The 13,433-nt window shown below is 47.2% G+C and carries 10 protein-coding genes; 4 read left to right on the top strand and 6 right to left on the bottom strand.

Going from position 1 to position 13,433, the window contains the following annotated elements:
* Nucleotides 1-85: 85 nt before the first annotated feature.
* From gatB to KSZ58_RS16845, 6 genes are all read right to left on the bottom strand, one after another.
* Nucleotides 86-1,510 carry an Asp-tRNA(Asn)/Glu-tRNA(Gln) amidotransferase subunit GatB gene (gene gatB / locus KSZ58_RS16820; protein WP_142419882.1) on the bottom strand — a complete coding sequence of 475 codons (1,425 nt, stop codon included), beginning with the start codon at nucleotides 1,508-1,510 and terminating at the stop codon, nucleotides 86-88.
* Entirely contained in the window at nucleotides 1,507-2,928 is a 1,422-nt protein-coding gene (locus KSZ58_RS16825; protein WP_022300114.1) for an amidase family protein, read from the bottom strand. Before KSZ58_RS16825 ends, gatB begins: the two co-directional genes overlap by 4 nt.
* A gap of 1 nt (nucleotide 2,929) precedes the next feature.
* Nucleotides 2,930-3,223, bottom strand: a complete 294-nt coding sequence (gatC, locus tag KSZ58_RS16830; RefSeq protein ID WP_002607587.1) for an Asp-tRNA(Asn)/Glu-tRNA(Gln) amidotransferase subunit GatC — start codon at nucleotides 3,221-3,223, stop codon at nucleotides 2,930-2,932.
* 183 nt (nucleotides 3,224-3,406) lie between these two features.
* A complete protein-coding gene (locus tag KSZ58_RS16835; protein WP_008728486.1) occupies nucleotides 3,407-4,531 on the bottom strand; it encodes a CamS family sex pheromone protein in 1,125 nt (374 codons plus the stop codon).
* A complete protein-coding gene (ligA, locus tag KSZ58_RS16840; protein ID WP_009270933.1) occupies nucleotides 4,515-6,512 on the bottom strand; it encodes an NAD-dependent DNA ligase LigA in 1,998 nt (665 codons plus the stop codon). The genes KSZ58_RS16835 and ligA overlap by 17 nt, the downstream gene beginning before the upstream one ends.
* 10 nt (nucleotides 6,513-6,522) lie before the next feature.
* Nucleotides 6,523-8,814 (bottom strand): ATP-dependent helicase, encoded by a 2,292-nt coding sequence (locus tag KSZ58_RS16845; protein ID WP_008818829.1) that lies wholly within the window; start codon nucleotides 8,812-8,814, stop codon nucleotides 6,523-6,525.
* Between the two features lie 191 nt (nucleotides 8,815-9,005).
* Between KSZ58_RS16845 and KSZ58_RS16850 the strand changes: the two genes are divergently transcribed.
* The 4 genes from KSZ58_RS16850 (at nucleotide 9,006) to KSZ58_RS16865 (ending at nucleotide 13,174) form a co-directional block, all read left to right on the top strand.
* Nucleotides 9,006-10,589 carry an LCP family protein gene (locus tag KSZ58_RS16850; RefSeq protein WP_008818828.1) on the top strand — a complete coding sequence of 528 codons (1,584 nt, stop codon included), beginning with the start codon at nucleotides 9,006-9,008 and terminating at the stop codon, nucleotides 10,587-10,589.
* Nucleotides 10,590-10,971: 382 nt separating this feature from the next.
* A complete protein-coding gene (locus KSZ58_RS16855; RefSeq protein ID WP_008818827.1) occupies nucleotides 10,972-11,790 on the top strand; it encodes a purine-nucleoside phosphorylase in 819 nt (272 codons plus the stop codon).
* 11 nt (nucleotides 11,791-11,801) lie between these two features.
* Nucleotides 11,802-12,476 (top strand): nicotinamide riboside transporter PnuC, encoded by a 675-nt coding sequence (pnuC, locus tag KSZ58_RS16860; RefSeq protein ID WP_008818826.1) that lies wholly within the window; start codon nucleotides 11,802-11,804, stop codon nucleotides 12,474-12,476.
* 62 nt (nucleotides 12,477-12,538) lie between these two features.
* Nucleotides 12,539-13,174: a Crp/Fnr family transcriptional regulator gene (locus KSZ58_RS16865; RefSeq protein ID WP_008818825.1), complete on the top strand. Its 636-nt coding sequence runs from the start codon at nucleotides 12,539-12,541 to the stop codon at nucleotides 13,172-13,174.
* Nucleotides 13,175-13,433: the final 259 nt, after the last annotated feature.

Consider the following 13,433-nt stretch of genomic DNA (forward strand, 5'->3'; position numbering starts at 1 on the left):
TACCCTGCAATATATAAACCGGTGTTTCGCATAGCATCCGTGCCTTACGCTCGCAGGCCTCATCACCGGCTGGCGCAACAGAATGCTAGCGCTTTTTCAACTCCTCCTGAATCAGCTTATTCGTCATCGCCGGATTCGCCTGTCCCTTGCTGGCCTTCATTACCTGACCAATCAGGAAGCCGACAGCACGGTCCCTACCGTTTTTGAAGTCTTCAATGGATTGCGGGTTGTTATCCAGAACAGCGCTGACCATAGCAAGCAGCTCACTGCTGTCGCTCATCTGCTTCATACCCTTTTCTTCCACGACCTTCTTCGGATCCTTGCCCTGCATGATGTCCTCAAACACAATTTTTGCCTGCTTGCCGCTGATTTCACCGGCATCCACCATATTTACCATATCCGCAAGATGCTTTGGATTACACGGATTATCCACCAGCTTGATATTTGCCTTATTCAATGCAGCTGTAACCTCAACGATCACCCAGTTTGCTGCCTTCTTATAGTTCTTTGTATACTGACATACCTCATCGAAAAAGTTGCTCAGCTCACGATTGGCAACGAGTACATCAGCATCGTATTCCTTCAGTGCATAATCGTGCATATAGCGTGCCTTACGCTCATCCGGAAGCTCCTCCATATTATCCTGAATGTCTTTGATCCATGCCGCATCCAGACGAATCGGTGGAATATTCGGTTCCGGGAAGAACTTGTAGTCCACGTTTCCTTCCTTTTTCCGCATCAGAATCGTTGTTTTCTGCGTTTCATCATAACGACGGGTTGCCTGTACGACTTCCTCACCGTTTTCCAGCAGCTCCCTTTGACGTGCCACCTCTGCATCAATCGCCTTCTGTACATTGGAAATGGAATTCAGATTTTTGACCTCGGTTTTGGTACCAAGAGCTTCACTGCCCTGCGGACGTATGGAAACATTGACATCACAGCGCATGCTTCCCTCTTCCATTTTAACATCACTGACTCCAAGGTAATACAGCATACTTCTCAGCTTTTCCACATAGGCAGCTGCCTCTGCCCCGTTTCGGATATCCGGTTCACTGACGATTTCCACCAGCGGTGTTCCCGCACGGTTGTAGTCTACCAGTGTCCCCGCATCGCTGTGAAACTGCTTAGCGGTATCCTCTTCCATATGAATACGGTTGATGCGGATATCCTTTTCCCCGTCATCCGTTTTAATGGTGATGACACCGTTGGAGCCAATCGGGTGAAACTGCTGGGTTATCTGGAAGCCCTTTGGAAGATCGGAATAATAATAGTTCTTGCGATCAAACTTCACCAGCGGATCGATTTCACACTTCAATGCCGTTGCGGCCAGAATTGCCAGACGCACAGCATCCTTATTTACACAGGGGAGTGTTCCGGGATGTCCCAGATCCACTTCATTTACACAGGTATTCGCTACCTCTCCAAAGGATGTCGGTGCCCCTGAGAACATTTTTGTTTTGGTTTTCAGCTCGCAGTGGATTTCAATCCCTATGACTGTTTCGTATTTCATGCGTCTACCTCCACATCATTACCTTTTAATCCTGTTTCCTCTTCAATCGCCAGTCCGATATTAAACAATGTCTGCTCATCAAATGCCTTCGCCGTCATATTGATACCGATCGGCATACCTTCCGCAAAGCCGGTCGGCATGGTCATGCTCGGATATCCGGTGAAGTTGCCCAGCACCATATGATTTTCAACCACATTGTTATCTGCCCCAAGATGAGAATCCTTGGATTCCTCTGCCAGCGGCGCGATTGTTCCTGCAGCAGAGGCAATGACAACATCGCTGTTGGCAAGAACACGGTTCAGCTCCTCCACAATCAGGCGGCGAACCTTCTGCGCCTTGCGGAAGATCTTATCCTGATTTTCCACAAACAGAGAATAGCTTCCGATGACAAAACGCTTGCGTACATAGGAACAGAAGCCCTTTGTCCGGGTGTTGATCATGACATCCTCCACGTTTTCTCCAGCCTCACGCATACCAAAACGGATTCCATCCAGATTGGAATGGTTGGCTGTAGCCTCGGCATTCGCAATAATATAGTAGGTAGGCATCAGTGCCTTCATCAGCTTATCATCCATGCGCACATGTGTAACAGTAGCACCGCGTGCCTCCAGCTTCTTCATCAAAGCGTCAAAATTCTCACGGATTGCAGGATTTGCAACCGCCTCCTGTACATTATCCAAAACAGCAATTCGCTTTCCGCGAAGGTCATGATTCAGGTTAGCAGCATAGGCCTCCACTGCACGGTTGGATGAGGTCATGTCACGGTCATCGCGACCAGCCAGCACCTCCAGTGCAACCGCTGTATCCTGTACGGATGTGGTAAAATAACCCACATGATCCAGACTGGATGCATACGGAATGATACCATAGCGGGAGATCCTTCCATAGGTTGGCTTCATGCCGATAATCCCCTGGTATGCGGCCGGCTTGCGCACACTGTCACCGGTATCCGTACCAATGGCAAACGGAACGACTCCAGCCGCTACAAGTGCTGCACTGCCGCCGCTGCTTCCTCCGGAAATTCTGCTTTCATCCCAGGCATTGTTAACTGGTCCTGTGTACGCATTGCGGTTGGTTCCGCCCATGCCCAGCTCATCCATACTGGCCTTTGCTATTACAACTGCGCCTGCAGCTTGCAGCTTATCAACGATATGCGCATTGTATACCGGGATATAATTATCCAGAATGCGGGAGGATGCCGTGGTACGGATTCCCTTCGTATTCACGTTGTCCTTTAAAACAACTGGCATGCCATACATCGCTGCATCTGCGCCGATTGCTTCCAGCTCCTTCAGCTGCTCTTTCGGGTCTACAAAGGTAACAGCAGCATTTAAACGCGCCTGTGCTTCCTTCGCTTTTTCCAAAGCCTCGTAAACGCGGCCCTCCACGTCCTGCTTTCTCGCTCTTTCAAAATCCATTTTACTTCACCACCTTTGGCACATGTACATGCCCTGCTTTTGCACTTTTCACATTCAGAAGCGCGGCTTCCTGTGATATTACATTATCTACGCTGTCCTCACGCAGAAATGTCGTTTCTGCTTCAAACGGGTAGATCATTTCTTCAACACCCTCTGTATCAATGCCGTCCAGCAGCTCGATCTGCTGCAGCAAAACCTTAAATTCCTCCTGCAGCTCACTGACCTCTTCATCATTCAGATCAAACATGATGTCATGTGCCAGCTTCTTGAAATATTCTGCACTAAATTCTTCCATGATTGCCTCCATTCCTTCGCCTTGTGCGATTCAGGTTTCTGAAAAAGAGAATGCGTTTTGTTCAATACCGTCACATCTCTTTTCGATCTTCCCTTTTTTATTTATACCGTTGCATGAAAATCTTGAAAAGGCATAGCAACAGTTCCTACGAAATTCATTTTATTCTTCTTTTCTATTTCCGGATTAATACAGCAGTGTCTGTGCAACCGTACTGCTGGTACCCTTGTTTCTCGTAATGGTGGCGACATCTACATCATCCGCCTTGACTACGACCGTGATTTTAAAATTATTGCTGGAAAAGATGGAAAGCCGCTCATCCAGCAGCTGCACCGCCGCAATGACCTCATCCGCACTCTTGGCATGCAGCTTCACATTGATGCGCAGATCTGTCAGCTCATTATCCATGAAATGACCTTTGCCGATCATGTCGATATCCTGTCCCAGAAAATCCTGAAAGCTTGCCTTGTAGCGGTCGAAATAGGTTGCGTTTGTCCCGTCCAGCTTGGTTGCCGTGCTTGTCGGAAACAATGCCCATTTCTCATTGATCGCCTTGAATTCCGCATTGGTCTTGGATTCAAAATAGGCTTCCTCAAAGTACGTTCCCGGCAGCGTCGCATCATCGCTGGAGGTATTATACAGCGCTACATAAATCGGTGTGTTGTTTCCGATTTCCGGCTTTGCCTTTCGCAGATAATTAACCAGCTTACGCGCACATTCCTCGCCATACAGCTTCATTTTATCGCTGTCGATGGTTGCCTCCTTTGGTTCCGTACCGATTTTATCATTGAATACGAGCGCCAGTGACAGCCCTTTCAGCTCCTTGTTCTGATACCAGTCATATTCAAAGATATCCAGCAGCAGCACATCATTGGCTGTTATTTTTTTATCCCCGTCATCGGTTGGAAATACATCACCCACTGCAGGATTTAAACCGTTTGCATTTTTCTTGCTCGTTCTCCCCAGCAGTCCGCTGTTATCCGCGGAGGCATCCAGTGTATTGTAATCCAGATATTTTCCACCCCGAAAGGCATACGTCTTACTGGAGAAATATTCCTTGGAAAGCTCCATCAGCCCTGTACCAATGGTCAGGGTATCACTCAGATTGGTTTGCATCTGGGCATGCTTCTGCCCCGCATCACTCACTGAAAACGGCAGCAGTGCAGAGTATTCCCCTTCGTTGATGGCCTTTGTTTCCTCACTGCTTTTATCATTGTCCGCCTTGTTTTTATCTTCCTTATTACAGCCGCCGAGTACCAGCATACAGCTGCAAAGAAGCAGAATCGGTACTGCTCTAGGTTTCCTGTTCATTTCCGTTCACCTCTTTCATAAAGGTATCCTCATCCATCGTCATGACACCGAGGGAATTCGCTTTTGTCAGCTTGCTGCCAGCCGCCTCGCCGTAAATGACAAGGTCGGTTTTTTTGGAAACAGAGCCGCTGACATTGGCCCCGAGAGATTCCAGCAACGCCTTGGCATCATTTCGTGTCATCTGCGTCAGCGTACCGGTCAGTACGATGGTTTTGCCGCTGAATGAGCTTTCCTGAATCTGCTCAGCCTCGGTATCCATCCGCAGGCCATAGCCCTTTAAATGGGCAATCAGCTCCATGTTCTTCGGCTCATGGAAAAAGGCGGTGATGCTCTCTGCCGTAATCTGTCCGATATCCTTGATTGCCACAAGCTCTTCCTCATTCGCTGCCATCAGTGCATCCATGCTCAGAAAATGCTTTGCCAGAACCTTTGCGGCTTTCTTGCCGACCTGGCGGATGCCCAGTCCATAGATCAGATCCTCCAGCGGATTCTGCTTGCTGTCCTCAATGGCATCCAGCAGCTTATCTACCGACTTTTCTTTAAAGCCCTCCAGATCGATCAGCTCCTGCCGATGCTCCTTCAGGCAGTATATATCTTCAATGGTATTCAAAAAGCCCTGCTTATGGAAAAATTCCACTTTCTTATCACCCAGTGTATCGATATCCATCGCATCCCGACTCGCAAAATGAATCATGCTTTCCACAACACGGGCGGGGCAGTCCTGATTGATGCAGTAATGGGCAGCTTCCTCAGGAAAGCGTACCAGCTCACTTCCGCAGATCGGGCAGTGCGTTGGAAAGTGGTAAACCGCCTGCGTATCGTTTCTTCGCTCAAGCAGCGGTCGAACGACCTCCGGTATGATATCTCCGGCCTTGCGTACCACGACATCATCATGAATACGGATGTCCTTTTCCTTAATCATATCCTCATTGTGCAGCTGTGCCGCCGATACCGTTGTACCCGCAACCCGCACCGGCTCCAGTACGGCATTCGGAGTAATACGTCCCGTTCTTCCAACCGTTACCACGATATCCAGCAGCTTTGTGATAACCTCTTCGGCAGGAAATTTATATGCAATCGCCCAGCGCGGCACCTTGACCGTGGAGCCCAGACGATTTTGTGCGTCCAGATCATCCACCTTGATGACCATACCGTCAATCGCGTAGGGCAGATCATTTCGCTGCTCTGTAATTTCTTCGATAAACTGCCACACCTCATCGATGCGCTCACACACCTTACGAAGCGGATTCACCCGCAGATGCATTTCACTCATCTTCTGCAGTGCCTCTTCATGGGAATGAATATCGTATTCCTGTGCATTCACAAAGTAATACCAGAAGGCATCCAGCTTACGCTTTGCCGCAACCGAGCTGTCCAGCTGACGGATACTTCCCGCCGCCGCATTTCGCGGATTCGCAAACAGTTCTTCCCCGTTCTTTTCCCGTTCCTCATTCAGCATCTGAAAGCTGGCATTGGGCATATACACCTCTCCGCGCACTTCCACCTCACCCTGTAGCGGGATATGCATCGGAATGGATGGGATTGTTTTGACATTGTGCGTAACATCCTCACCGACAACCCCATCTCCGCGGGTCAGTGCCTGTACAAAGCGCCCGTCGCGATAAATCAGGGACATGGCAAGTCCGTCAATTTTCAGCTCCACCACATAGCGTGCGTTTGGCACCACTTCCCGCACACGCTCGTCAAAGGCATGCAGATCCTCCAGATTGAAGGCATTGCCCAGACTCAGCATGGTGCGCTTATGCTCCACCTTCGTGAATGCATCCAGTACGACACCGCCAACGCGCTGCGTAATGGAATTGGGGTCGCGGTACTGTGGGAATTCATCCTCCAGTGCCACCAGCTCCTGATAATAGCGGTCATATTCCTGATCGCTTTTACTTGGCTGATCCAGTACGTAATATTCGTACGCCAGCCTGTCCAATATACTTCGTAATTCTAAAATCCTCTGCTGACTCATTAGAAACCTCCTATTTTTTCGATAAAGCCGGATGGTCGATCTTGATCTTTCGGATTCCGAATTTCTGTTCGAAGGCTATCGTTGCCAGCTGTTCCTCCAGCTTGATGACAACGCCGTCTCCGAAGCTTTCGTGATGAACCAGATCGCCTTTTCTTATTTTACCCTTTTTCTTAGGTTTCCTATCCTCATTTATGATTGGTGCTCCGTCAAATGAATCTGCAATGCGTACATCGCTTAATTTTCGCTCGGCCTGTCTTGCATAGCCGCTGCTTTCCTGAGGACGATGCTGTACCATGTCACTGCTGTGCATGGACAGAAAGTCACTGCCGCTGAAGGTATCGACATCGCTGGAAAATGTATTCCGCGGTTTTGCGCCGACATCCTCGATACAGTCCTCGGGAAGCTCCTTGATGAACCGGGAGGTTGTTTTGATTTTATCCAGTACATAGCTGTAGCCGTAGGAGTCGGATAAAAACAGCTGTTTTTTAGCCCGTGTAAAGGCAACATAGGCAAGACGGCGTTCTTCCTCCAGCGCCGGTTGTCCGCCTTCTCCCACAGAGCGTTCATTCGGGAAGATTCCCTCGCACAGGCTGTACACAAAGACATTATCAAATTCCAGACCCTTTGCGGCATGAATCGTCATCAGCTGTACAAAGTCCCCGTTCTCCTGTTCCTCCTTATCGGAATACAGGGAGATTTCCTGCAGGTATTCATTCAGGGTACCCTCCGGATGTGCTTCCACATAATCCGAGATATCCCCGATCAGTTCCTTGATATTTTCCAGACGCTCGATTTCCTTGTCTTCCCGCAGCATATCCAGATAACCGCTGTCCTCCAGCACCTTCTCCAGCAGCTGATCGATGCTGATAGTATCCACCAGCATGCGGCATTCCTCAATCATCGCAACAAACGCCTGTATGTTGGCTCTTGCCTTGCCCTTTCCGATTTCATATTCGCACAGGACATCATACATATTCGTTTCATCATGGTTTGCCTGCAGCTCGATGGTTTCCAGCGTCTTTGCACCGATTCCTCGCTTCGGAGAATTGATGACGCGCTTGACGGCAAGATTTTTGTACAGCGCCTTGGGATCCTGTTCATCAAAGGGAGCCAACAGACGCAGATAGCTTAAGGCATCCTTGATCTCCGCACGGTCATAGAAGCGCACACCTCCATAGATGCGATACGGAATATGGAAATCCAGCAGCACTTTTTCCAGACCTCTTGACAGAAAGTTGGAGCGATACAAAATCGCAATATCCCGATAGTCAACATGATCGTGATGCAGCGTCATGATTTTGCTGGCAACCCAGACCGGTTCGTTTGCATCATCCATAGCAGAGAAATGAATGATTTTATCCTCACTCTCCACACGGGTGAACAAATCCTTATCGATACGGTTGCGGTTATTCTTGATCAGTGCATTCGCACCGTTCAGAATCTGCTGGGTGGAACGGTAGTTCTCATTCAGCACAACGGTATGGCTGTCCGGAAAATCCCTTTCAAAATTCATAATGATATCCACCTGTGCACCACGCCAGGTATAAATCGTCTGATCGGGATCGCCGACCACGCACAGATAGCTGCCTTCCTTTACCAGCAGCTTGATGATGGCATACTGCAGATTATCGACATCCTGAAACTCATCGACATGCAGATACGTGAAGCGGCGCTGCCATTTTGCGCGTACCTCTTCCTTGCTTTTCAATATACGGTGGGCAAAAATCAGCAGATCATCGAAATCCAGCGCATACATTTCCTTCAGGCGCTTCTCGTAAAACTCGTAGACATCGGCCTTGATCTGTTCACCCGCCCATTTGCCGGCACCCGCCTTGGCTGTTGCGGCATCAATAAAATTCGTTTTGTTGTTGCTTATGTACGACAGCACACTGTTGTAGCTGTAGCTTTTGACATCGATATGCATCTGCTTGTAGGCATCCCGCAAAATGCTCTTTTGGTCATCCGCATCCAGAATCGTGAAATTCCTCGGATATCCCAGCTCCAGAATGTCCTCCCGCAACAGACGCACACAAAAGGAGTGAATGGTGGAAATCGTAACCGCCTTGGCTACATCTCCCAGCAGATTTTCCACTCGCTCTTTCATTTCTCTAGCCGCCTTATTCGTAAAGGTGATGGCTAATACTTTATTCGGATATACTCCGCAGTCATTGATCAGATATGCAATTCTGGTCGTTACCACCCGGGTCTTTCCACTTCCTGCCCCCGCAATGATCCGCAGGTGATGATCCACACACTGTACTGCCTCTAACTGATGCTCATTCAATTGATCTAAAAACGACACAACATCACCTCTTATTTACCTTCTCGACTATTATACTATACTTTGTCTTCCTTTTCTTTAGAAAACAACTTCAATTATAACCCAAAACGGCATGGTACTCTATAGTTATTACGAAATTTTCAGAAATCCGCCATAGTATTTTAAATTTGTTTATACTATAATGTAGACTGACTAACTGAGGTGTGATACATATGGCAAAACAAAAACCGAAACGATACTATACCCGCACGATTGACCTGCTGTTTCTGCTGGTGTTTCTGATTGTGGGAATCGTATCCTTTACCATAGCATTTACCTTTGGCATCCTTCCGGTGAAATGGACGATGGCAGCCGCAGGTATTCTGCTGATTCTGTTCCTTATATTATTTATGCTGTCCATGAAGAAGCTTCCCAAGTGGGCTGTGATCGTCAAGCGTCTGTTTATCCTTCTTTTGACGGTGGTTATCGGTACCGGGGGATATTTTCTGGATAAATCACGAAGCACGCTGCATAAGATGAGCAAAAATGCGGCAGGCTCCACCACGGAAATCTATGTGGTCGTGAAAAAGGGCAGCGGTATTGATTCCCTTTCCCAGCTGGAAGGCAAAACGATCGGCTATCAGAAGGGCGTCGATAAGAAAAATGCCGCCTATGCAAGGGAAAAGCTGGACAGCGAGGTTGGCAATACCACGCCCAAGGAAGAGCTGGATTATACAACGCTGTACAGCGATCTGAATCTGGAAACGGTGAATGCCTTTGTTATTTCCGATTCCTATTATGATATGTCCAAATCCAATATTGACGGCTTTGCGGACAGTGTGGATATCATTCAGACCTACAAAAAGAAAAATGATGCCGCCAGCGGTCCCGATATCGATGTCACAAAGGATACCTTCACCGTCTATCTGAGCGGACTTGATAATATGGGAAGTCCGGACCAGCAGACAAGAAGTGATACGAATCTGATTCTGATTGTCAATCCGAAGGCGAATCACATTGATATGGTGTCTCTGCCAAGAGACGGCTACATACCGAATGCCGCCTACGATTATAAAAACGACAAGCTGACGCATACCGGAAACGACGGGATTGAAAACAGTGTGGAAACGATACAGAACTTCTTCGGTATCCCGATTGATTACTATGCCCGTGTAAGCTTCAATTCCCTGATTGAAATTGTCGATACGATCGGCGGTATTGATGTGGATGTGGAAATTGACTTCTGTGAACAGGATGAAAATCGAAGCTTTAAGAAAGAGGACCTGATCTGTCTGAAAAAGGGCAAGCAGCACTTAAACGGCAAGCAGGCGCTCGCCTATTCCCGGCACCGTAAGACCAAGGGCTATGACAATGCCGGAAGAGAGCGTGCACAGCAGCGCATTATCAAGGCAATCATCAATAAGCTGATCTCCGCAAACGGGTTAACCAAGGTGAATGATCTGATGGATATTGCACCGAATTACATTATCACCAATATGCCGGCAGAGAAGATTGCGGATTTTGTATCCGGTGAGCTGAATGAGCTGAAGCCATGGACGATTTCCTCCATCACCAGTGATAACGGTGTCTATGAAGACCTGTATGTGGCAAGTCTGGATCCGTCCCTTGGTGTAAGCAATGTGTATCTGTTCAGCCGGGATGAGGTGCATGCGGTTGTGAATGCCTATGATGCGGCACGCAGACAGCTGCAGATGAACAGCTTTACGTTTAATTTGAATGATCTGTATGCGAATACTCCGAAGATCAATACCTCGGAAAACATACGCTATGCGGATATGGCAGAGAATCCGCAGTAGACTTTTCAAGAGCTATACTGCTGAATGATAAGTAAAAGGATATATACCCTCTCATGTAGCTTGGTATATATCCTATTTTTGTGTCCTTTTTTTCCTGCATTACATACCCGGCACCGTGCAGTTTTTTATTTCTGACGATTGCTGCTTTATTGAATTCAATCTGCATAGACGAAGCCAACGCAAGCCTCCTGTATGCTTTTCATACGCGTGCCATGCAAATCCACAGCTCAATAAAACGGATAGATAGTTTGCGAAGAGTCTGCTGTGCAGCATCCGGCAGAATACAGACAGCACATAAACTCGTGGACAAATGTCCTTGAAAACGCTATCACAAATTGGCATAATGTCCATGGTCGTAAATATGTAAAGCGAGGTACAGACAATGCATGTAAGAGAAGAAATCAACGAAGCGTACGAGTATATCAGAAAGCGTACGCACTACACTCCCGCAATCGGAATCATTTTAGGGACCGGATATCATCAGCTTGCTGATATGATCGAACAACCTGAGCAGTACCGATATGCGGATATCCCCCATTTCCCGGTGCCCGGTGTCGCAGGACATGAAGGAACCCTGATCATCGGGAGAATACAGGGGAAAGAGGTGGTAGTCATGAAAGGAAGATGCCATTGCTATGAAGGCTATTCACCCAGCAGGGTAACACTTCCTGTTCGTGTCATGAAGCGTCTTGGTGTAGAAACCATCATCATTACAAACTGCAGCGGGCAGGCCGGTGAATCCGTAAAGGCACAGGATTTATTCGTCATTCGCAACCATCTGAATTTCTCCGGCTTCAATCCTTTGATCGGAGAAAATTTAGAGGAATACGGAGAGCGGTTTCCCGACCTTGCCTATCCATATGATCGAGACTGTATACAGCAGATAAAAGAGCTTGCAGCACAGGAACACATTGAACTGAAGGAAGGCGTTTATGCAATGTTTTCGGGGCCGAGCTATGAAACCGTCATGGAAACCTATATGGCGGCAAGACTGGGCGCCGATATTGTCGGAATGTCCACCATTCCGGAGGTTATCATCGCCAATCACTGCGGGATGAAGGTTTTAGCCTTATCCGGTGTTCCATGTCCGGCAGCCGCCTATTCCGATCAGGAAATCACACATGAACAGGTAATGGAGAATTGTCAGAGCATTTCTGACAAAGCGATGATTCTGATTGGAAGATTCATCAAAGAATTATAGGAGGAGCCCATATGAATATCATTAAGAAGTCAACCGAACTAACCAAAAGCCCGATTTTTGCCATACTATCCTGTCTGCTCTGCATCCTTGCAGGCTACAGCATAAAGTCCAGCCTCATTGAAATCTTCGCCTCGGTGATGGGCATTATCAATGTATGGCTGCTATCAAAGGAAAAAATTTCAAACTTCATATTTGGTATTATCACCGTGCTTGCATATTTGTATATCTATTATACAACAGGCTTATACGCACTGGCGATTCTGGCCTGCTTTCAGGTCATCTTCAATATCTATGGATGGTATTACTGGGGAAAGGGGGATGACGGCAACAGCACAAAAACATCCGGCTTAAACAGACAGGGGCAGCTTCTCTGGATTGCGATCATCCTACTTCTGTGGGCTGTATGGGGTTATGTGGAAATCAATATCCTGCATGCTCAGAATGCCATCCTGGACAGTCTGACAGCTATCCTTGGCTTTATCGCTCAATACTGGCTGAGCAGAAAGCTGTATGAAAACTGGATTTTATGGATTATAAGCAATCTTCTCTTCATGGTAATTTATGTCCTGAACGGCTATTTTATCATGCTGATTCTGGTGATTATTCAATTCATCCTCTCCATTGCCGGATTGATAGAATGGTACGAAAGCTATCTCGAGCAGGGCAGAAATAAAATCATGTTCTGATTCGCATGGAAATACTTATATAATCTGTGATATTATACATATGATACACGTTGGAGGTACGTATGAAACCTGATCTGACAACCTTTATAGCCGCCTGTCCTGCCGATATCCGCTCTCATTTTCAGGAACAGACCTATTCCTTTCAGGATAAGCTGATGGAACAGAATAAAAAAAGTGACTGCATCTACATCCTGTTGAACGGAATTGTAAAAAACTATCACTCTGAAATCAATGGAAATGTCTACATAGAGGATATTGATACCGGTGTGACGATTTACGGAGAGCTGGAGGCACTCATTGATAAAGAGACCGTCTCCACCGTGGAAGCCGTTACGGAATGCAGGGTGCTGAAGCTGGAAAATGCACAATTTCTAAAATGGCTGCGTGCAGATAATGCATTTACCTTATATATTACGACGTTGATTGCACAGAGGAATTACGATTGCAGTAAACGGGAAAGAGTAAATGCCTTTTACCCCCTGAAATACAGGATTATGTATATGATTTACAACACCCTGTGCAAAAAAGACCTCACGATCACCAAGGATCTTCTGGTAGAGGGAACGGGCTCCAATATACGCAGCATCAACAGGGTTGTGCATACATTGATCAGGGATGGGATTCTGGATTATAAATCGGGTATTATAACGGTTCATTCCATGGAACGCCTGGAGGAAGAAATAAAGCTTTACAGCTAACGCAGCACTTGTTCACGCGTTGGATGAAATCAAATGTGTTTCCTATCGCTTATGCATCGGATATGAATCAAACAGCTGCAGTGGATTTCTATCTGTCTGATGAAAGCTTTTCTGATTGATTTTTCAGTAAATATGGATTTCCTGACAGAAAGCTCCACCGTTGATTATCAAAACAGCTTTTCCATTGTCATAAGGATTTCCCGATAGGATGTTTTATGATAACCGGAAAGGATTGCTCTCAGGTGCAGCCTAGGCTGCA

Origin of the sequence: Erysipelatoclostridium sp. DFI.2.3 (assembly GCF_019132535.1) — a bacterium.
In the GTDB taxonomy this organism is placed as follows: Bacteria; Bacillota_I; Bacilli_A; order Erysipelotrichales; family Erysipelotrichaceae; genus Clostridium_AQ; species Clostridium_AQ innocuum.

Excerpts from the sequence above, each read along its gene's own strand:
- gatB (WP_142419882.1), bottom strand. The coding sequence starts at position 1,510 with ATGAAATACGAAACAGTCATAGGGATTGAAATCCACTGCGAGCTGAAA.
- KSZ58_RS16825 (WP_022300114.1), bottom strand. The coding sequence starts at position 2,928 with ATGGATTTTGAAAGAGCGAGAAAGCAGGACGTGGAGGGCCGCGTTTAC.
- gatC (WP_002607587.1), bottom strand. The coding sequence starts at position 3,223 with ATGGAAGAATTTAGTGCAGAATATTTCAAGAAGCTGGCACATGACATC.
- KSZ58_RS16835 (WP_008728486.1), bottom strand. The coding sequence starts at position 4,531 with ATGAACAGGAAACCTAGAGCAGTACCGATTCTGCTTCTTTGCAGCTGT.
- ligA (WP_009270933.1), bottom strand. The coding sequence starts at position 6,512 with ATGAGTCAGCAGAGGATTTTAGAATTACGAAGTATATTGGACAGGCTG.
- KSZ58_RS16850 (WP_008818828.1), top strand. The coding sequence starts at position 9,006 with ATGGCAAAACAAAAACCGAAACGATACTATACCCGCACGATTGACCTG.
- KSZ58_RS16855 (WP_008818827.1), top strand. The coding sequence starts at position 10,972 with ATGCATGTAAGAGAAGAAATCAACGAAGCGTACGAGTATATCAGAAAG.
- pnuC (WP_008818826.1), top strand. The coding sequence starts at position 11,802 with ATGAATATCATTAAGAAGTCAACCGAACTAACCAAAAGCCCGATTTTT.
- KSZ58_RS16865 (WP_008818825.1), top strand. The coding sequence starts at position 12,539 with ATGAAACCTGATCTGACAACCTTTATAGCCGCCTGTCCTGCCGATATC.